This is a genomic window from Vibrio mediterranei, from assembly GCF_900088415.1.
Classification (GTDB): Bacteria; Pseudomonadota; Gammaproteobacteria; order Enterobacterales; family Vibrionaceae; genus Vibrio; species Vibrio mediterranei.
Map to the genome: position 1 here is coordinate 452,535 of NZ_FLLQ01000001.1, position 19,392 is coordinate 471,926.

Genomic DNA, 19,392 nt, shown 5'->3' on the forward strand with positions numbered 1-19,392 from the left:
AAGCTGTACTGCACGACCCACGTAATTAAACGGTAGGTTCCATTTGGTACTTCATTTCAATAAGCTGATGCTCACCAACAATCTCAACTTCTCTGATATATTCAAATCCAAAGTTCTCGTAGTACTTTCTTAAATAAGCGTGGGCGTGGATATCGATACATCTCACTCCGATATTGCTGGCATGTTTTATTAGGGCCCGGACTATTTTTGATGCAACGCCATCACCACGATATTCCTCGGAAACCGCCACTCGCGCCATGGTCGATGAACCGTCTTGATTCACCGTTAAACGAGCGGTCGCGACAGGCTTACCGCCATCCCAGACTAGAGCGTGAAATGAGTCATTATCCAACCCATCCAAGTCCAACTCTGTTGGGATATTTTGTTCAAGCGTAAATACTTGATAGCGTATAGCTTGACCCATTGAAATCAGTTCAAGACTCTTGCCAATAGTAACGTCCATGGTCATTCCTTTGTTTTACTGTATGGTTGGTGTGGCGTTTTCAATACCACTTGCCACTCTATGCTATGTCGTTCACCAACTTACTCAGTCAAACAAAATACTATGAAGAATGGCACTAACACCTTGTTTATAATTACTTTTCTAACTTAAGGCAAGCTTCGTAGTTTTTTAGCCGGATTCCCTGCGTAAATACCTTTCTCGGTAATGTCCTTTGTCACGACACTTCCGGCACCGATAACAACCCCTTCACAGATATTGACCGACAGAACGGTAGCGTTTGACCCTATCGTCACGTTGTCGGCAATAACAGTACGTCCCCAACTCTCTGGGTTTGGATCGGGTTGACCGCTCTTAAAAAGGTCATTGGCAAACATAACCCCGTGACCTACAAAGCAATCCTCACCGATAGTCACATATTCACAAATAAAGCTGTGCGATTGGATTTTAGTTCGAGCACCGATAACTGAGTTCTTTTGTATCTCAACAAATGGGCCAACAAATACTTCATCTTTTAATTCACAACCATAGACATTCGCAGGTTCGATAATCGTGACGTTTTCACCACAAACAATGTCGGTGATTTGAGACTTTAATAGTCTTGGGTTCGCCATTAGTACTCCAGAATATTTGGTTTTAAAAGATAGATAGGTGTTAAACGGATGGGTCGGATTTAGAAGGGTTAACGGCTTGGTCCACGCAAGCCAATCAAGTTACCAAACGGGTCTTCCAGTTGACACATTGAAAGCCCATGCTCAATTTTCATGGGACCACGATATAACGTAGCACCCAACGCTTCGAAGTGACTCAACGATTCCGCTAGATTGCCCACAGACCAGTATACAACCGTGCCATTTTTGCCCGCCCCCACTTTTTCATCAGCCTGCACTATTTCTAATGACACGCCTCCTAAATCCAACACCGTAAAATCAAACTCCGAATGATAGATGGGCACCGCTTTCGGAAAGGCTTTTTTGTACCACTCTAATCCTTTATCTACGTCCTCAACATGAACTAACACCGCGACTGGGGTCATACTTTCCTCCATCCAAAACAAGAGAGCGTTAAGCGGTCATAAAGCCGAGTAATCAGAGCTAAATGATGCTCCAGCTTATACCTTCACTATGTTCAAACCTTCATCGTCCGTCGGTTCTTCAAAGTACTGCGTCACATGATGAAACACATCCTCTGTGTCAAAATGTGCCCTTTCTGGCTGCTCAACCCGACGCTTGCCGATTTGAACCAAACAAACCTCATCCGACACATCGAGATAGCAAAGCTCATGAGCACATTGCACTTCAGAACATAGAGATGAAAACCACGAACGCTGCCTAACTGTATTGGCAGGAAAGTCCATGACCACATCAACGCCCACCGTTAATAAGCTCTGAACATGTGACTTAATAAAAGGTTTAATAAGAGTAGAGAACTTGATGTAGTCCTCAAACGATTGGATTTGATTGGGATAGTGTGCGGCTAACCACTCATCCTCAGAAATGAGTACCGCCCTTTGCTTAGCCGCAATTAGCTTGGATTGTGTTGTCTTGCCCGCGCCCATTTTTCCGCAAAAGAAGACTAACTTCCCTGTACTTTCCATAAGTTTTCCTGCTCTAAAAGGCTGAGTTCAAAAGGAACTGACAGCAACCTCTACAACTTAATATCTACGTTATTTCGAACATAAGTAGGAGTCGACAACTCCTCGTCTAAATCCTTGAACTTCGGTTGCTTTGGCATTGACTCAATAATCGAACTCAATTCCTGATAACTGATACCTACCACACGGCAGGCCGTCATGATTCCATCGATAAAACACTTTTTATCGCGCTTTTGCTGATGCTCACTGGCAGGTATAGACGTGTATAGCTCACACTCTTTAACTAATAAGGCTAGAAGTTCTTCTTTCGGTGCTTCCATATAACCACTCACTCTCGACATATCTAATTGTTAATATCAGCAATTTCGCCATTGAAGTGCAAACCAGAGCATCTTGAGTCGAGTCATGATGACAAGCATCAACGCTTATACATCAACGAATAGAAGCTACCCACATGTTTTACGGCTATGCTCTTGGCTTAAATTTCTTGGTCATGCCTTGGCTAGATGGTGAAACCAACCTATACCCTAACTTTTCATAGAATGCAGGCTCGTCAGCAATCATGGAAACATACGAGCCATCCATAGCAACGTTGGCTAGGTAGTCATCAATGTATTCCATCACTTTTCGTCCTAAACCTTGCCCCTGATAACTAGGGTCCACCGCCACGTCTACCACTTCAAAGTTACATGCTCCATCGCCTACCACGCGACCCATTGCAATCAGTTTTGCCCCATCTCTTACAGAAATACCATACAAACTGTTTGGCAGTGCTATCGTTGCCGCTTCTAATGATTTAGGTGATAACCCTGCGGTCACGCGCATTTCACAAAACTCTTTCGGACTTGGGACTGTCTGCTCGTATTGTAATGTCATTGTGTACTACTCCTTTCATATTAAACGGAGAATACACAACAATACTGTATAAATAAACAGTTGGCTAATTTTGGTGGTTAAAGCCATGTCTGGTTAAATCAACGGCAACCACAACAGATCCAGCTAAAACTCATCCACTTCCTAGGTCAACGAAAGCCCACCATCGACCACCAGCGTATGGCCAACAACATAACTGGCTTTATCTGACAGTAAAAACTCTATCGCATTCACTATCTCGTCAATGTTCCCAAATCGTTTGATAGGCACTACCTCAGAAACATCAGCACGCACATTAGGAGACTCTATTTGTCTCTCTTCCCAGCGAGGCGTCCACGTAACACCAGGCGCAACAGCGTTAATTCGAATACCAGCACCAATATTCTCCAGTGCTACGGATCGGGTTAACCCTTCTAAAGCATGCTTTGAAGCACTGTACATAGATGCATTCGGAGTAGGTCTAAGACCGTTGATGGAGCTGACGTTTACAATGGAAGCGCCAGTATTCATTAGTTGCAGTTCAGCACGTAGGCATAGGGCTTGACTGAAAAAGTCCACCTGAAGCGTTTCTTTAAGTAGCGGTGTATCAACCTCAGACAACTGCCCGCGCGAGACCAGTGCTGGAGAAGCGTTATTTACCGCAACGTCAAGCTTACCGTACTTGTTAGAGATATAATTGAACAGTTGATTTAATTGTTGTTCGTCAGAAATATCTACCGAGTGATAATCTACACTACTTAACTCTGGATACTTAGCAAGCACGCTACTCCAAGCCTCTTTTGAGCGAGAACAGGTAACAACTTTATATCCTTGGTTTACAAGTCTCAAAACCACGTGCAAACCAATTCCTTTTGAACCACCAGTAACCAATGCAACTTTCACCGTTAACCTCCTTTCAATCTGAATCTCTAGACCGTAGCAACGTTAAAAACTCCCATGTCGCTATCAGCTTGAATCCCCCACTCCATTTACTTCTCAAACGACAGCGATTGAATAGCCTGCTCCACCGACGCAAACTGTATTTTTGTCAAACACACTTTAGCCTTTGAAAACTCGTGCTCTTGAATAAGTTGAGTAATTTCAGATAACGACAAAACAGAGTCGCTCAGTTCGAATGTATAACGTCCGCTCGCTTGGCAAATTATGAAGTTGTGCCCATCACTATCGATCAAGCGATCAGAACTACTCCAAATCAAAGGCTCTAATTCACTCGCTAACGCTGACTCAGAGCCTAAATACATAAGCTCTGGGTCGCCCTCTAGTTTGAAAATACACGGCCATCTAACCATTGTTGTTCCTATACACCTATGCCATAAGCATTAACGATAACAAGTGAGACACGCGATTGTAGCGTTCGCTCAATAGTGCTCTAAACCTCGTCAGCAAAATACGCCATGATCTCCTCAGTGGTCATTTCCTTGGTCTCATTCGCAAAGCAATAATACCCAGGGCGCATATCACTAAAATACTGCATATCCATTTCCAACCCTTCTACGCTAGGAAACAGACCTAATGACATATTGTAATCACCGGTTGCTTTAAATTTGTAGAAAAGATGAGTTCCACATTCTGTGCAAAAACCACGAGAAGCCCAAGACGATGACTGATACATTTTAACTTTATCACCACCTTCAATCTTCACTTGAGTGCCACACTTCACCGCAAAATATGGAGCACCGCCCCACTTCCTGCAGGATTGGCAATGGCACACAGTAAAGTTAGGATTAACATTTTCGGCTTTGATTGTCACCGCGCCGCAAAGGCAACTTGCTTCTGTATAAGACATTGAACTACTCCTAATTTAATGAAATAGACTGTGATTTTTTCGAGTGACTGGCTCACTTAAATGGATGTTTGCTAACTGAAAAGTGGCTTTGAGGGCAAGTATCTAAATAATGTACTCAGCATTTGTCATTGACTTTCATCTTCGCAGAATCGGAATAGGTAGCCATCAGGACTTTCGACAATAAACTGAGCTTGTGTGACCGTTTTACCGTCAACTGAATAAGATTTGCTTTCCATGGGAAGAAAGATCGAACTGGGTGCTTTTGACTGCACTGTTGAATATAACGCGTTGATGTCACTTACATCCCATTGGAAGTTAACACCTCGTCCAAATGGATGCTCTAAGTTGCCAGTTAACCATTTTCGGGAGTCGCCACCTACTCCCTCAAGCATCAAGTCAACACCCTCACGCGTTAAATAAACGAACTCCTCTTCTTCTCGTTGGTACTTGATAGCAAAGCCAAGGATGTCGACAAAGAACGTGATGTTGTCCTTGATGCTTTGACAATAGAGTTCTGGGACGACTCTCATGTTGAGGTTTCCTTTGTTTGGTGGATGCCTGAGATGATATTAATGTGGAAGATGACGAGCGTGATAACTCCATATGAATTGTTTGCTATATGCGAACCACTTTACTAGCTAACTTGTCCAGAAGATCTATATCTAACGGATTTTCGTAAACTTGCTCAAAAAGACTATAAATAGCACTGTCGTTTTGTTTTATGTATTGAAAGCTTTTCTTTGACCCCAAATACCACTTGCCACGAATGTCAAAATACATCTTCAGAAGATCATGTTGGAGCCAAGTTCGACGATAGTTACCATCTAGATCTCCATCGCGCGCTCTTTCGAGCATTTTCACAACCCATTCCTGTATATGTAGCCTATCTACTTCAGACATTGGTTCTTTACCATTGGCAAGTTTCTGCTTCACTCGCGCTATGTAATCTGCTCCTATACCGCGGGTCTCATACACTACTTTTCCATCAGCAAATCGCAGAGCTTCTTCTGGAACCGAATCAAGAAATGATGTTGGATAAACCCATACATCAAGAAATGTTCCGTGAAACAGTCGAGCATCTTTATACTCCTCTGAACGATCCCAAAAACAAGCGATGTCTATATCGCTCGTCTCAGTCGCCTCATTTCTTGCGTGAGAACCATAAAGGATGACTGTATGAGGAGCATATAACTCAATGACTTCCTCTATCGCTAAATCTAAGGTACTTTCCATTTTGTTTTCCAGGTATACAACGCCAAATTAAGGTGTGAGCGGCGCTTGGCTATACTTGAGCGAAGCGAAACTGCCAAGCGTTGCGAATCACTGTTAAATGCTTTGTTATGTTTATGCTACGTTAGCCCAAGAACATATTTCGTCCGCTAAGCCACTAACAGAGGTGTGTCCACCAACGGAAATACCTTGCTTATTCATATGCCAATCAAATTTATCAAGCGTATTTTCGATTGAAATTATTTGTTCTTTGTTTAGCTTTTCGACTTCATCGCCAGGCATTAATATAAAGACGGATGCTTTATTTCCCTTACCTAACTTAACCGCCGATTCAACATCTCTAGCCGCTTTCAGTAGATTAAGTTCAATTCTTTGAACGTTAGAATAGACTGTCGACGCGAGCCCTCCAACAAGGTTTTTGTTGTCTCGAAACGGTACGAAAAGTTCATGTGATCCCAAGTCATCTTCGATGAAAATTGAACTATCAGCAGGAACAAACTCTTCAAATTGTAACGCAGCTTTTATTTTTAATTCATCAACTAAGCAGGTATACAGTTTATCTGTGTTAACGGAGTTAAAACGCTTTGTATTACCTGGAACTCGGATTTTTTTCTGCAAAGGAACAGTCTGTTCAAACAGACTAGTTAAAACCTCATCAACAGAGAAACCTTGAGCATAACCAGAGTTATCGTATGCAATTTGTGGGATCGGTGATGACTTTTTATTTTGGCGTAAACTTTCACCGACTATTGAAGTCACCAACTCCGCATGATAAATACCACGTTCACCATACAGGCACTTTACTCTTTCGAAATAGCTCAACAACCTGCTATGAACTCGCCCATTTTCGACAAAACCCACACCAATGTTAAGTTTCTCGCCAGTAGCTAAGTCAGGTGTCCACCTGATATTAAACCACTCACCTTTTACTAGGCTTTTCTCAGTATTTTGTCCTAATAGCTTTTCAAGATTGTTCATTTAAGCCACCAGTAGCCCCGTTTTATCCTTAATTCTCGATACGCTAAGATGTGCACGAGCTTCAAGGAAATGCTGAAGGTGTGATGAGCAATCTTCATCGAGTAGTGCGTCACACCATTTAATTAATTCTCGGTGAGCTTTTCTAAAAGCCTCTGGGTGCTCTTTACTCGACTCAATTAAGGACGCAGATAAAGGCAGTGGGTAGTTGTTATCTTGGTACAGCCCGTCGAGTAGCTTATTTTCATACACACTTTCCACCACTAAATGCTCTTTAGTCCACTTCTCCGATACAGGCACATTACCATGATCAATGACGTAAAAGTCATTGTATCCTTTGACTGTTATATTTCCTGTGTTCCTATCTTGATTTGCAACCCAATCATCAAACGCAAGCATATTAGGGAATGACTTCCACTTTTTTAACAGCTCTATGCATTGATTAAATGCCACCATATTTTCCATTTTCAGGTATGTGTTGGGAGTCGTCCCAGACTCTTCGCTAGCCCATCCCCAATAGTAGTCACCAGAACATTCAAAGTCACCTTTGAAATTATTTTCTATCACTTCTTTAGGGATTTGTATGACGGCGACTTTCTTAGGTTGCGGTATACCAGAGGCATGCGCCACAAGGTAACCAGTAATTTCGTTGATTAAGCCACGAGGATGACATTTGGGATAAACTTTCACATAGAAGCGACCAGCTTTGTTATCTATCCACTTAACACTAGCCAGGTGTGTTGCTGCCATTCGACCATCAGACGTATGCTCCAGAGGAGCTATATATTTATCAAACGATAAAATCTGCACGATATCGCTCATTTATATTTTCCTTTTTTATACTTATATAGCTGCCTGATCCATACAAACTAACCGGATTCTAACACTCACCCATTTAGTTGCATATTGTTTCGTATTCGATGATTGAAGTAGATCTGACAATAAACATAACGCCTGCAATAAGGTGTGCCCCACTGAACTAGCCAAGCACACTGAACTCTGTACCAAAACCGCCGAGTGTAACGCATCACCTTGATTGCTTTGTTATAAATTCGCTTACTCTAATGGTAGAATCATATTTCTAATTTCGGTAATCCAAGATGGCTCAACATATTCATCCGTGATATTTTCAGAATATTTTTTAGCAAATCTAAATTTATTATTATCAGCATCAAAGAAAGTATTAATATTACGCCACTCACTTGTTCGAAGATCTAAAGAAAAATACGTACTCTCATGAGTAACTTCAATATCTTCATTGATAAACCCTAATAACTCCGGATATTCATCCTTAAATGACGATAAAGTTTCTACAAACAATTTCCCATTCAAAGCATCTTCTATTTCAGTTTTTGGGGATACAGGGTTTGAGTGTATATTTACTAACTTAGTCGTTCTTTGAGATTCGCAGTTTACCATTCTTTTGCATATTAATTTATCATAATTGTTAACTTCATAGTTTATAAGTTGTGAATCTGTATCTGATATCAATATTATCTTACCAGATATTTCATCTTTAAAATCATCGTATGATGTAGATAGATGATTATAAATTCTTTTTATTTCCTTCGCACCACCAACTGGTACGATTCTTAATTTGTTACTTTCAATTAGATCTTCGAAATATTTATTAAGATATATTTTCTCTGAAGAACCTTCACATATAACCCAATTATATGGGTCATCACCAATTGTACTTGTTATTACAGATTGCACAAAATCATTAACACTCTTCAGCCTTATATCATATGGTAATCGACCACGTGACCCTGATGTCATCTGTCTTACTTGTTCCCTATAACTAGCTAGGTTGATTAGATCAAATACATGATGATTAGAGACTTTATTAATAATCGTAGCACTTCCCGACTCTATAGTTGGAAGAAATCCATACCAGTGAGAAGAAAAAATAACCTGCATACAGTCACGACTAATATCATACAATGAGTCAAATTGCTCAAAGCAAGCAGACATATGTAAAGATGACTCAGGTTCATCAACGCCTATAATTAGGTTTGATCCACTGTGTCTATGCTTACTTAACAAGCTATGGGCAACATCTATTATTGCTTTTTGTTTTTCCCCTGAGCTTAAAGCACTTATTTCAAGCCAAGAGTCATCACCTTGCTTTTTATGCAGCTTTCTTATATTAAAAAAGGCTTGGATTATTAGGTTGTATACGTCTATCCTTTTTAAATTTTGCTGCCTGTCAGTTGGTGTTCTATATGAATAAATCTGTAACTCAGATGAAAGAGTATCTAAGAATGAATTTAAACTAGCGTTTATTTCAGAAATCTGACGACTTGTAACTCTATCACTAAGGATTTGTGTTAATGTTTCTCCCATCAATATTTGAATCTCATCAGTTTCGAGCTTGGTAAATACTTCTGGGTCAATTTCTCTTGGTATATAAATATATTCGATTAATGTTTTTATTTCACAGTAAAGATCGTAGAATCCTTTCAATTCATTATCATCAAGATTAGTCTTTGCTGAATCATAATCATCACCTAATAACTGCTCAACCAAAACCCTACAATTAAAAACTGAAACTGACACATCACCTTTGTAGTCAACGCCAATAGGGATTAATAAAGTATCAGAGTAATCATTCTTTTCTAATAACTTACTTCTATGTTCAACAAAACTTCTTACATGATTCCTTACAGAAGGAGAAACATCCTCTTCCGATATACTTCTAGAAACTCGGTTAAGTATTTCTGCTTTTTCCAATATATCTTCAGATAAATCACTTCTTTTTATTGCAAATATCGGTACTATTTGTGGCTTAGTTGCATTTTTTCCACTTCTCTTTGTTACGACATTATAATTCCACTGTTTACCATTAAAAAAACAATCTAAAGATTCGAGTATTGTGCTCTTTCCGATACCATTATTACCTACTAATCCACAAAATCTATCCTCATCAGTTAATGGTATATAATTGATACCCTGATATGTTTTTATATTCCTTAGGAGAATACCAATAATCATAAAAAACTACCTTTATCTAAACTATTTTCTAACACAAAATGTGAATTAGAATTTATAACGCCTTGCTAAGTTGCAGCTAACAGCCACTACACTCAAGCAAAGCCACGTAATCACTGAACTCAACCAAACCAAAATCGCCAACTGTTAGCTGTCTGCTTGAGCAATTTGTTAGCTTTTTGCGTGCGATGAAGCCAATGTTTGGCACCAAGATTTTAAAGAAACGCTCCAAAGCCGACGCCGCCGATGAACCCAATGCAGAAGCATTGAACCTTCCATTAACTTGCAGCCAAAGATGGCGATACTTAAAGGCAACTCACGGCTCTTGCGCTGAAGTTGACTGCCAAGTGCACCATACTTGCAGTTGATTGACGCTCTTTCCAAGCAAAAGAAACAGCACGCGCGGTTTTGCGATTTGGCACTGACGAGCAGGTGTAAAGTTGGGACGATGAACCCCTACTCCAATGAACTTAACCGAGAAAGCTAACGCCCGCTTAAGTGGTGAGTGACGCTCCACCGAAGCTGAAATTACCACCGTAAACACTAAAGCCTAAATTGAAACCAAAATTGCCACGCGTTACGAGTCCGCTTGAAGCGTTTGTTATAAAGTAGGTTCCCACTAAACGTTAATTTTACCCTTTAGATAAAGAACGCCTTTTCCTGAAAGAACAACAGTCCCGCCTGAAACTCGGCACTTGAGTACACCACCTCTTCTCGACGCTTGGTAGGCAACTAAATCGACTTTATCCAATTTATCAGCCCAATATGGAGCCAAACCAGAGTGAATAGAACCTGTAACAGGGTCTTCATCACCACCGTTTGCTGGCCAAAAGTAACGAGATACGAAATCATACTTATCAGATTTAGCCGTTACCACTACATCTAAAGGTGCAAGCTGTTTCAAGTGTTCTGAGACATAAGTGACATCTAAAACTTCTTGCTCACTCGAAAAGACAGCAAAGTAGGCTTGTCTGTTTTTGAGAACCTCCATTGGTTCGTCAGATAGTCCATTCAGTAACTCTGCCGGTACTGTGGAAACCACCTCTGGTTTCTGGTTGGGGAAAGTCATTTCGATTTCATTCTGCGCATTGAGGATGACATTTAAGTTACCGACTTTTTTTGTGATGAACTCAATTTGATTTTCAACACCGAACTCATTAAACAATACATACGCAGATGCTAAAGTTGCATGGCCGCAGAAATCAATTTCAGTCAGCGGGGAAAACCAACGAATTTCATACTGATTAGTACCGACATTTTTTATGTAGGCTGTTTCAGACAAGTTGTTTTCCACTGCTATATTTTGCATTAGCTCGTCAGGAAGCCAATCCTCGATTGGAACGACTGCTGCTGAGTTACCTTTAAACTGTTGATCTGTAAAAGCATCAACTACGAAAATATCCATTTCCAATGTATGAACTCCATTTGCTTTATAACGCCTGCTTAAGCGGCTGCCAATACGCCAATTTCAACAGACCACCGTAATCACTAAACTCAACTTAAACCTGAGTCGCCGAAGATTGGCAGTCCGTCTTGAAGCATTTGTTAAGTGTCGTTTCTGTTAAAGAAGCTACTAATAGCTATACCTAAAACACTCACCGCCATTGTAAACATCAAACCAATAAACCACTTATTTAAGTCGTACATTCGATTTATTTCGTTTCGAGTTTGTTGAAGCTCAGATCTTAAGCTTTTCTCTACGTTATCAAGATCTTTACGCAAAATTGGAACAGCTAGTGCCTTTTCAGGGTTTACGGTCAAAGCATTCTCTAATGCTTGCAAGCTTGCTTTTATTTCTTGTGTCTGATTGGTCAGGTCAGATGCTTGAATTTTCCAACCATGCGATTCTGGTACTTCTGAGATTAGATCAAGCTTCTGGTTCATTTGATCTAGAGATTTAGATATTTGTATTACCTTTGTTTTATGAACCTCTAAGTCTTTTACGAGTAAAACAACACTTTCTGTGAGATCTGACTGGTTTAGAACTTTAGGAGAATCAGTACTCCAGCTAAAAAGCATGGAAGCGATAATGCCTATAGTTACTGTTGAAGTAAGACCTGCGATAACACTAGATAGATTTTTAGCATAGTTAACATTTTTAGCCGTTTTCTTCAGCTTCCTCGTTGCATTGTATACCGCATGATATGTCGCCAGTAGTGTATCATAGCTTGGGAAAGAGCTAATTGGAGTTACAAAACCATCACTTGCGTTTACCTGAGCCATTTCTATGCCGCCTTCATCTCCTACATAGACATAGCATAAAACGTTTGACGATATAGCTTTAGCATATCGAATGACTTGATTCGCCGCTGATGTTAAGGCTTTACGACCTCTTTTGACCTCTACGATTGCCTGTATTTCATTTGTCGTAAGGTCTACTACTGCAAGGTCAATAATCATATTAAGGTTCTGTCCTGATTCGATCCGAACCTCTCTACGTATAGCTTCAGCTGGGTACCCCAAATCCAATAACTGCTTGATAAGAAGCTCTACGATATCAATTTCTTTCAAATTGTGTTCCTCAATTACAACTTACGTCCAGACACTTAACGCTTTATAGACGGAATTAATCCACCTAACTTCCCCACACAAGGCAAAACTTACCCCTAACTTTCAATCACCTACAACAAAAAATGCAAATACAGTTGCATATTAAACAGAAAAAGCGGAATTATTCCGCCTAATGTAGGTAAATACGGATTTCTAGTCCTGCGAAGTACGCGTGAATGGTTATCGTCAGTCTTCGATTGTCTTAGTCCCGCACTGTTCGCAAATACAATGACGTGAGAAATCGTCCATCGAGGCCAGAAATGCGCCAAATGCCCAGCCTTTTAAAAAGCCAGTCAAAAACTCTTTGCGTTTACGCTTTTTGTCTTCTTTGAATGGGCTTTCTTTGCGTACCAATACGACGACGTGGTCAGTGTTTTTCCCGCAAACACTGCAATAACGGTTTTCTCTTTTTTCCATCACGGCTACCGCACTCTTTTTAGCAAGAGCAAGCTGTTGATTTTGTTAAAGTCTGTTAATGAGCGTTACTTTATGAAATTGTGGCGAAGGATACTGTTAACTTGGTTGCATAATTGATATGCAACCAATGTCGATTATTCGTACATAGGTGAGATGGGACTGATTTTAGCTAACGCTTTTCACAGTCTTTCTTGTTTTTGATGAGATTAGTGAGTGCGGTGGCTTCGGTGCGCTCTGCGTCTTGATAGGCTTCGAAAACGTCGCCGTTGTGGTAGCCCATAATGTGTAGCGTGACTTGTATGATAAAAGTGAAGAAGCCGATAATCAGAGTCAGAAAAGGAGCTACGCCAAATTGTTCAAACCACAATAGCGCAGCGGAAATCATAACGACAACCAATGCCGTTATGGCTTTGTTTTTACTAGACAGTGTCATACAACCACCACTCTACTTTTCGTCTGAGTTCATCCTAACGCCAATGCGTTGCACATAATTGGGGTGAGTTCACGAAGCCGAAATACAGAGTACGGAATAGGAATAACTGTGAGCTAAGCCGCTTTACAACATACTTTACAATCGAGGCTTTAAAATTAGGTTTAAAAGCGGCGCTGCTATTAGAGAATGGACACATCCTGCCATTTGCCATCAAGTAAGATACGCTGCTGTTGATACCCCGCTTCTAATAGGATTTCTCGACACTTTTCGTGATACACACCTAAGTGATGAGGCGCGTGAGCGTCAGCGTTAATCTGTACTGGGATATTCTTTGCTTTAGCATGCTTAAGTAGCCAAGGAGATGGATAAACATCGTCGGTTGCGCCGCGCAGCATACCACCATAATTAACCTCCAATATCACGCCAGCCTTTGCAACTGCGTCTAGTGTGGCAATGGCGATCTCTTGGTACCAGCTATCTTGTTCATCAAAGAAAGCGAGCGCTTTATTGTGCTTTTTGACCAAATCGTAGTGGCCTAAAATATCAAACCCACCAGCTTCGCATAACTCTCGAACGCGCTGGTAATAGACTTCAATCATCGAGCGCGCACTGCCGTTGTGCACTTCATCCAACAACACTTTAAATTCATCGTGTGGCCCGTCCACGCTTAGCATAGAATAACGCTCGTTTGGGGCGTCTAATGTATGAACCGAGCCAATCTTATAGTCGAGGGGATACGCGTCCCACTTCGTATCGCTTGGCGCAGTCAAACCGACTATAAAGTCGATTTCTAATCCTAAATACACGTCAATGTAAGAACGATCTTTTTGCTGTTTAATGTCGGCAACGTAGGCCTCTAGGTTTTCCGCTAACATGCAGAAATCGTTGTCGAAAGGCAAAGGGGCGTGAGAGCTAAAGCCCACCGTTTTAAAACCAAGGGATACGGCTTTATCCACCATCTCTTTTGGCGTTCCTTTCCCATCACAATAATGACAATGCATATGGTAGTTGCTTAGTAACATGGTTGACTCTCCAAACCCGTTAATCCTTATTTTATCTATGGATATAGTAACCCTGGTTATCATCCAAGCAAGCGATAACTGCCTTGGTTTAGCGTTGATTTTGTAAAGGGGTATGATGAGCCAGCGCGCAAAAGTAAAGCCGCAGTGTAAACACCGCGGCTCTTATCTCACTGACTAGCAATAAAGAATTAGAAGTACTGAGTACGCTCCGCTAAGCCAAATTGACGGCGGAAGCAGTTTTCACTCATTGGATTGTTGGAATATTTTCCTAACCCAGTTGTCCAGAGTTCTTCATCTTTCCCATCCATCTTTGTACCTTGAAGGCAATGGAGCGAGTGAATGAGCTCGTGAGCAAGCACGACATAAGGTTCCGCTTTTTCACCTTTGCGCGTCATCACCTGCACGTTAGTGAAATGCATATAACACACTGAGCCAGTGGCGTTGGTGGCTGCGGTTTGATTAACAGCGGAGTTATGACTACCACCAGCCATCCAGAACGGGCAACCTTGAGGAGCAAACCTTGCTTGATTACTCGCAGTCATGCCCGTTACGTTTGCTTGACCATCGCTGTCATAGAGCACATCACGCTTAAAGCCACTTTGAGTGAAGTTAAGGTGTGTTGGCACACAAATAACGTTGATGTTGTTAGGGAATGAGCCTCGCGCCGCAGGCTTAGCCGCTTGAATTTCAGAGAGCAGTGATTTGCCCGCTGATACTTGTTTAAGTTTTCTGAGGTTCTCTTCCATGATTGGTCGAAAAAAGGGATTTTTGCTTGGATCGTACTGAACAGCGAATCCGGGGAAGTTATTAAGTACTTGCGTAATTAATGCCATAGCTTACCTCTATTTGAATACTCGACTACTCACTCAATGTTCATCCTGAACCGATCATTGCGATGATCGTATTGAGTTAATACTTAGTGTAGTCACTATTCAAAGGTTGTAGGCATAAAATGGAATTTTTCGTGCTAGATCATGAAGATTGGTATATCGACAAGAGCCAGTGGCATTCTGGCTCCTATACGCTAATTCTGTTTGGGGCTAAGTTTACACAGCGACTTGGTTAGCAAATAGCGACGTTACGTAGCGGTAAGATTACATAGCGGCAAGCGCAACTTTTCTTTCCTTATTCACCACACAGAAGTTACCGCGCTTAGTACGACATTTTGAGCAGCGCTCACACTCTACTGGCGCTCGATCACCCTGTTTCCAACGCTTTATCAACTTAGGCTCTGACAACAATGGGCGTGAAAGTGCAAAGTACTCAATACCAGTACTTTCTGCAATGGATTCAATCGCAGCAATATCCGTCAAACCACCAACCGTAATCACAGGTACGTTCACTTCTTGGCTGATCGCATGACCGTATTCGTGAAAGTAGCCTTCCTCTTGAATGGTATAACCATCGTGAGTTTCGCCAACCATAGTGTTAGCTTTACCGTGGATATTGCCCGAGATAACCAGCGCATCAACGCCCATCGCTTCAAGCGTTTTACATACCACTCGCGTTTCGTCGAACGTTAAACCGCCTTCAAAAAACTCAGTGGCTGTTAGTTTCACCAAAATCGGGAAGTCATCCCCAACTTGCTCGCGGCATGCTTGATAGATTTCAACTAAGAATCGCATGCGGTTTTCTAAGCTACCGCCATATTCATCATCGCGACGGTTATAGTACGGGCTCAGGAACTGGTTAATCAGATAGGTATGCGCGGCATGCAGTTCTACCCCATCAAAACCTGACTGTTGCGCTCTTAACGTTGCTTTAGCAAAGGCATCAATAATGTAGTCAATCTCTGCTTTGGTCATGGCTTTGCCTTGTGTTTGCGTACCCATTTCAGGGATATCACTCGGCGCAAAGATCACCCTTTCACCAACGTTAAACGCGGTTTTCGTGCCGCCGTAAGCCAACTGCATTACAATCTTCGAATCATGCTGATGAACCAAATCGGTCAGCTTCTGGTACTCGTCGATAAAAGAGTCATCGTACATCCCCATCATGCCTGCATTGGGTTTTTCTTCTTTTACGATGTTGGCATAGCCAGTCACAATTAGACCAACCTCACCTTGGGCAAGTTCTTCATAGATGGCGTAAAGCTTGTCAGTCATATGACCGTCTTCTGTCGCCATATTTTCCCAAGTTGCACTTCGCATGAAGCGGTTTTTCAGCACTAAATTGCCGATACGACTCTCTGTGAACAAGTGGCTCAACTCCAATCTCCTCAAGGTATTGTTATGCTTATTATTGGTATCTAAAGCGAGGCGCGATAATACAGAGAATGGACGAGGTAAAACTTAATCTAGATTAATATATTGGCGTGCAATCAATGGAATGTTTGATTACTTCATTGGAATAGAAACTAAAAAGTCAGCCAGCCATAAACAACGGCCTGACTGACTCTTTTTTGTGACATTGTCACGCTAAGCACTAGTGCGATTTTCTGATTTGGAATCATCGTCGCCTATCTGACAATGAGATATCCATCGTTCCAGCGACTCACCAAGTGCTTTTGCGTTAATGGGTTTAGAAATATAGTCATCCATCCCTGCTTCTAAGCATTTTTCTCGGTCGCCTTGTAGTGCGTTAGCTGTCATCGCGACAACGGGAATTGAATGGTTGATATTGATATTGTTGGTGTTTCTTATCTCCCTCGTCGCCTCATAGCCGTCCATTTCTGGCATTTGGCAGTCCATATACACAAGATCATAGTTAACAGCGGATCTTAGTGCGGCCAGAGCCTCGAGGCCGTTTTTCGCTTTATCCACTTTAATACCAAATTTCGACAACAGAGACTGTAATACCACCTGATTTGTAGTGACGTCGTCAACAATGAGTATTTTAGCGTTGTACTGTTTTTTCTTGGCTGGCGTGTGGCGTGTAACGAAAGTCTCGTTCGAATCAGCACGGCTCAAGCCCGAGACTTTTTCCAAAACACTCATTAGATCAGCTTGTTGCATAGGCTTGGTGAGGTAGCCACTAAAGCCTGCCTTCTGCATTTTCTTCGCATCGCCTCGTTGCACTACTGATGAAAACATTACAAGACGAGTATCGTCATAATCTTTAATTTCTTGGATACGTTTGGCTAACTCCACTCCATCCATATTTGGCATTTGATAGTCCAGAATCGCAATAGTAAAAGATTGATTCTGTTTATGATTCTGAGCTAGCACCTCCAACGCTTCACTGCCGCTATTGGCGACTTGATACGGTATTTCCCAACGAGTAAAGATCTTCTCTAGCAGACTACAGTTGGTTGTATTGTCATCGACAATAAGAATACGTTGCTTTTTAAGATCACCGGTTGGTAGGTAGACTACCGACTGTTTGGACGAGTTTTCAAGACAAACCGTAAACCAGAAAGTAGAGCCTTTACCTGCCACACTGGTGACACCAATTTCACCGCCCATGATTTCTGTTAAACGTTTACTGATGGACAGCCCTAAACCTGTCCCACCATATTTTCGAGTAGTAGAACTGTCTGCTTGCGAGAAACGCGAGAACAGCTTTCGTTGCTGCTCTTCACTAATGCCAATACCGGTATCGCGTATTTCGAATCTCAGTACACTGTCGGTGAGTCGTTTTTCATCCACGGTCACGTACACCGCCACCTCTCCGTCTTCGGTAAACTTGATCGCATTACTGACCAAGTTGTTGAGCACTTGGCGAATACGACCAGGGTCACCGCGATAACAGAGATCCATCACAGGTGTAGCCGGGCAAACAAGCTGAATCCCTTTCTGTTCAGCCGCAAAATAGAGCATAGCTCCAACATCCTCGACCACTTCACCCAAGTCAAAATCAATCAACTCTAAGTCAATCTTACCTGCTTCTATTTTTGAGAAATCGAGTATGTCGTTAATAATGGAAAGTAATGACTCGGCACTATTTTTGGTGGTTTCAGTCATTCTTACTTGTTGCTCATCAAGTTTGGTATCGAGTAGTAAGTTTGTCATGCCTATCACACCATTCATTGGCGTTCTAATTTCATGACTCATGGTTGATAAGAACTCGCTCTTCGCTTTGGCTGCCGCCTCTGCTCGCTCACTCTCGGAACGCAACTGCTGGGTATACTCTTTCATCTGCTGGTCGTTTTTAAGCAGATTAAAGGTCATATCCCTAAAGCTCGCCGTTAACATGGCAAACTCATCAATGCCTTTCAAGTGACGACTTCGATTCAATGTCTCTAACCCATTCTGAAGCTGGCCTTCAGTTACCTGTCGAGTGGCACTGATTAGCGTATCCATGCGTTGTTTTACTCGTTTGGCACTCCAAACCGCGACAGTGAGTGAGATGATGGCTGCGAACAAGGTTCCAAAAAACAGCACCAGTGATGTTTGATTCGCTGACTTGGACGACGCCATACTGCGTATGGTGATGAGCTCTTCTTCTACCCGAATAAACGTTGCAAATTCTGCACGCATCTCATCGATCAGCCGCTTGCCCTCTTTCTGCAGGGCAATATCATGAATAGTCTCCATTGAAGCAAGGCTGCTTTCCACCAAACGTCGTTGAATAATCACCTTATCGGCAACTTCTCTTAGCCAAGTGTTGTGAATATTGTCGATTCGTGTCAGTCGTTCAACCTGGCTGGGATTATCACTCACTTGCCTCGATAACGTGGTGATTTTTTCATCCCATACCTCTAGAGACAAATGAAATGGCTCTAAAAAGATCTCATCCCCAGTTAGCAGAAAACCACGTTTACCTGTTTCCATATCAACGGTCAGGCTCAGTAGTTCTTGAGCACGACCAATTGCTTTATGAGTGTGCTCTACCCAACGTGCGTCTTCCACCATAGATTGAGTGTTTTGAAACACAGCGACAGAAACAACAAACATCAATAAGACAGGCACAGAGAAGCTCAATAACAGCTTCTTGGCTACTGAAATATTATCGAACCATCGATTGAGTCTGGACATAATCGACCTATCACTATTGAGGCAATTATTTGTAGTCTAGGATAGGAAATTCAGAATGTTAGAAAATCGACGCCGAATTAGCGACTAATAGTATGAATTAAAAATAAAAAAACTGAGCCTCACAACTCAGTTTCCTTGTTCTCAG

Annotated in this window: 22 protein-coding genes; all 22 read right to left on the reverse strand. The window is 41.8% G+C overall.

Translation table 11 applies throughout. The features are described from left to right. Positions 1-25 precede the first annotated feature (25 nt). The 22 genes from VME0621_RS02055 to VME0621_RS02160 all read right to left on the reverse strand — a co-directional run bounded on the left by VME0621_RS02055 (position 26) and on the right by VME0621_RS02160 (position 19,247). A complete protein-coding gene (locus VME0621_RS02055) occupies positions 26-463 on the reverse strand; it encodes a GNAT family N-acetyltransferase (RefSeq protein WP_062459045.1) in 438 nt (145 codons plus the stop codon). A gap of 146 nt (positions 464-609) precedes the next feature. Beyond that, positions 610-1,074, reverse strand: a complete 465-nt coding sequence (locus tag VME0621_RS02060; protein ID WP_062459048.1) for an acyltransferase — start codon at positions 1,072-1,074, stop codon at positions 610-612. A gap of 68 nt (positions 1,075-1,142) precedes the next feature. Beyond that, positions 1,143-1,496 carry a VOC family protein gene (locus tag VME0621_RS02065; protein WP_062459051.1) on the reverse strand — a complete coding sequence of 118 codons (354 nt, stop codon included), beginning with the start codon at positions 1,494-1,496 and terminating at the stop codon, positions 1,143-1,145. 75 nt (positions 1,497-1,571) lie between these two features. After that, the gene (locus VME0621_RS02070; RefSeq protein WP_082795514.1) at positions 1,572-2,057 is read right to left on the reverse strand and encodes a P-loop nucleotide/nucleoside kinase family protein; all 486 of its coding nucleotides are present in this window, start codon (positions 2,055-2,057) and stop codon (positions 1,572-1,574) included. Positions 2,058-2,107: 50 nt separating this feature from the next. Beyond that, a complete protein-coding gene (locus tag VME0621_RS02075; RefSeq protein ID WP_062459054.1) occupies positions 2,108-2,374 on the reverse strand; it encodes a hypothetical protein in 267 nt (88 codons plus the stop codon). 145 nt (positions 2,375-2,519) lie between these two features. Beyond that, positions 2,520-2,930 (reverse strand): GNAT family N-acetyltransferase, encoded by a 411-nt coding sequence (locus tag VME0621_RS02080; RefSeq protein ID WP_006073496.1) that lies wholly within the window; start codon positions 2,928-2,930, stop codon positions 2,520-2,522. A 141-nt stretch (positions 2,931-3,071) separates the two neighbouring features. Beyond that, positions 3,072-3,809 carry an SDR family NAD(P)-dependent oxidoreductase gene (locus VME0621_RS02085; RefSeq protein ID WP_062459056.1) on the reverse strand — a complete coding sequence of 246 codons (738 nt, stop codon included), beginning with the start codon at positions 3,807-3,809 and terminating at the stop codon, positions 3,072-3,074. Between the two features lie 86 nt (positions 3,810-3,895). After that, a complete protein-coding gene (locus VME0621_RS02090) occupies positions 3,896-4,216 on the reverse strand; it encodes a DUF4144 family protein (protein WP_062459058.1) in 321 nt (106 codons plus the stop codon). Positions 4,217-4,296: 80 nt separating this feature from the next. After that, positions 4,297-4,713: a GFA family protein gene (locus tag VME0621_RS02095; protein ID WP_062459060.1), complete on the reverse strand. Its 417-nt coding sequence runs from the start codon at positions 4,711-4,713 to the stop codon at positions 4,297-4,299. Between the two features lie 125 nt (positions 4,714-4,838). After that, positions 4,839-5,243: a bleomycin resistance protein gene (locus tag VME0621_RS02100; protein ID WP_062459063.1), complete on the reverse strand. Its 405-nt coding sequence runs from the start codon at positions 5,241-5,243 to the stop codon at positions 4,839-4,841. A gap of 85 nt (positions 5,244-5,328) precedes the next feature. Next, entirely contained in the window at positions 5,329-5,946 is a 618-nt protein-coding gene (locus tag VME0621_RS02105) for a nucleotidyltransferase domain-containing protein (RefSeq protein WP_062459066.1), read from the reverse strand. Between the two features lie 111 nt (positions 5,947-6,057). Further along, a complete protein-coding gene (locus tag VME0621_RS02110) occupies positions 6,058-6,921 on the reverse strand; it encodes a hypothetical protein (protein WP_062459069.1) in 864 nt (287 codons plus the stop codon). Beyond that, complete coding sequence (locus VME0621_RS02115) at positions 6,922-7,740, reverse strand: HipA family kinase (protein WP_062459072.1); 819 nt, start codon at positions 7,738-7,740, stop codon at positions 6,922-6,924. A gap of 234 nt (positions 7,741-7,974) precedes the next feature. After that, positions 7,975-9,912, reverse strand: a complete 1,938-nt coding sequence (locus VME0621_RS02120; RefSeq protein WP_062459076.1) for an AAA family ATPase — start codon at positions 9,910-9,912, stop codon at positions 7,975-7,977. A 616-nt stretch (positions 9,913-10,528) separates the two neighbouring features. Further along, on the reverse strand, positions 10,529-11,320 hold the full coding sequence (locus tag VME0621_RS02125; protein ID WP_174522829.1) for a PhzF family phenazine biosynthesis protein: 792 nt from the start codon (positions 11,318-11,320) through the stop codon (positions 10,529-10,531). A gap of 134 nt (positions 11,321-11,454) precedes the next feature. After that, complete coding sequence (locus VME0621_RS02130; RefSeq protein WP_062459080.1) at positions 11,455-12,420, reverse strand: type I restriction enzyme HsdR N-terminal domain-containing protein; 966 nt, start codon at positions 12,418-12,420, stop codon at positions 11,455-11,457. A gap of 225 nt (positions 12,421-12,645) precedes the next feature. Then, positions 12,646-12,876, reverse strand: coding sequence for a hypothetical protein (locus VME0621_RS02135; RefSeq protein WP_006073518.1), 231 nt, complete (start codon positions 12,874-12,876; stop codon positions 12,646-12,648). 169 nt (positions 12,877-13,045) lie between these two features. After that, positions 13,046-13,309, reverse strand: coding sequence for a hypothetical protein (locus VME0621_RS02140; RefSeq protein WP_062459082.1), 264 nt, complete (start codon positions 13,307-13,309; stop codon positions 13,046-13,048). Between the two features lie 179 nt (positions 13,310-13,488). Then, on the reverse strand, positions 13,489-14,331 hold the full coding sequence (locus VME0621_RS02145) for a histidinol-phosphatase (protein WP_062459083.1): 843 nt from the start codon (positions 14,329-14,331) through the stop codon (positions 13,489-13,491). A 188-nt stretch (positions 14,332-14,519) separates the two neighbouring features. Continuing rightward, the gene (locus VME0621_RS02150) at positions 14,520-15,164 is read right to left on the reverse strand and encodes a M91 family zinc metallopeptidase (protein WP_006073522.1); all 645 of its coding nucleotides are present in this window, start codon (positions 15,162-15,164) and stop codon (positions 14,520-14,522) included. 261 nt (positions 15,165-15,425) lie between these two features. Next, positions 15,426-16,538, reverse strand: a complete 1,113-nt coding sequence (locus VME0621_RS02155; RefSeq protein ID WP_062459085.1) for an NADH:flavin oxidoreductase — start codon at positions 16,536-16,538, stop codon at positions 15,426-15,428. A 210-nt stretch (positions 16,539-16,748) separates the two neighbouring features. Next, positions 16,749-19,247, reverse strand: a complete 2,499-nt coding sequence (locus VME0621_RS02160; protein ID WP_062459088.1) for a hybrid sensor histidine kinase/response regulator — start codon at positions 19,245-19,247, stop codon at positions 16,749-16,751. Between the last annotated feature and the right edge of the window lie 145 nt (positions 19,248-19,392).

Bases quoted from the DNA above. Each gene is read 5' to 3' on its own strand.
- VME0621_RS02075 (WP_062459054.1), bottom strand. From the start codon at position 2,374: ATGGAAGCACCGAAAGAAGAACTTCTAGCCTTATTAGTTAAAGAGTGT.
- VME0621_RS02145 (WP_062459083.1), bottom strand. From the start codon at position 14,331: ATGTTACTAAGCAACTACCATATGCATTGTCATTATTGTGATGGGAAA.
- VME0621_RS02070 (WP_082795514.1), bottom strand. From the start codon at position 2,057: ATGGAAAGTACAGGGAAGTTAGTCTTCTTTTGCGGAAAAATGGGCGCG.
- VME0621_RS02110 (WP_062459069.1), bottom strand. From the start codon at position 6,921: ATGAACAATCTTGAAAAGCTATTAGGACAAAATACTGAGAAAAGCCTA.
- VME0621_RS02140 (WP_062459082.1), bottom strand. From the start codon at position 13,309: ATGACACTGTCTAGTAAAAACAAAGCCATAACGGCATTGGTTGTCGTT.
- VME0621_RS02115 (WP_062459072.1), bottom strand. From the start codon at position 7,740: ATGAGCGATATCGTGCAGATTTTATCGTTTGATAAATATATAGCTCCT.
- VME0621_RS02095 (WP_062459060.1), bottom strand. From the start codon at position 4,713: ATGTCTTATACAGAAGCAAGTTGCCTTTGCGGCGCGGTGACAATCAAA.
- VME0621_RS02160 (WP_062459088.1), bottom strand. From the start codon at position 19,247: ATGTCCAGACTCAATCGATGGTTCGATAATATTTCAGTAGCCAAGAAG.
- VME0621_RS02105 (WP_062459066.1), bottom strand. From the start codon at position 5,946: ATGGAAAGTACCTTAGATTTAGCGATAGAGGAAGTCATTGAGTTATAT.
- VME0621_RS02065 (WP_062459051.1), bottom strand. From the start codon at position 1,496: ATGACCCCAGTCGCGGTGTTAGTTCATGTTGAGGACGTAGATAAAGGA.
- VME0621_RS02080 (WP_006073496.1), bottom strand. From the start codon at position 2,930: ATGACATTACAATACGAGCAGACAGTCCCAAGTCCGAAAGAGTTTTGT.
- VME0621_RS02120 (WP_062459076.1), bottom strand. From the start codon at position 9,912: ATGATTATTGGTATTCTCCTAAGGAATATAAAAACATATCAGGGTATC.
- VME0621_RS02090 (WP_062459058.1), bottom strand. From the start codon at position 4,216: ATGGTTAGATGGCCGTGTATTTTCAAACTAGAGGGCGACCCAGAGCTT.
- VME0621_RS02060 (WP_062459048.1), bottom strand. From the start codon at position 1,074: ATGGCGAACCCAAGACTATTAAAGTCTCAAATCACCGACATTGTTTGT.
- VME0621_RS02150 (WP_006073522.1), bottom strand. From the start codon at position 15,164: ATGGCATTAATTACGCAAGTACTTAATAACTTCCCCGGATTCGCTGTT.
- VME0621_RS02100 (WP_062459063.1), bottom strand. From the start codon at position 5,243: ATGAGAGTCGTCCCAGAACTCTATTGTCAAAGCATCAAGGACAACATC.
- VME0621_RS02055 (WP_062459045.1), bottom strand. From the start codon at position 463: ATGGACGTTACTATTGGCAAGAGTCTTGAACTGATTTCAATGGGTCAA.
- VME0621_RS02135 (WP_006073518.1), bottom strand. From the start codon at position 12,876: ATGGAAAAAAGAGAAAACCGTTATTGCAGTGTTTGCGGGAAAAACACT.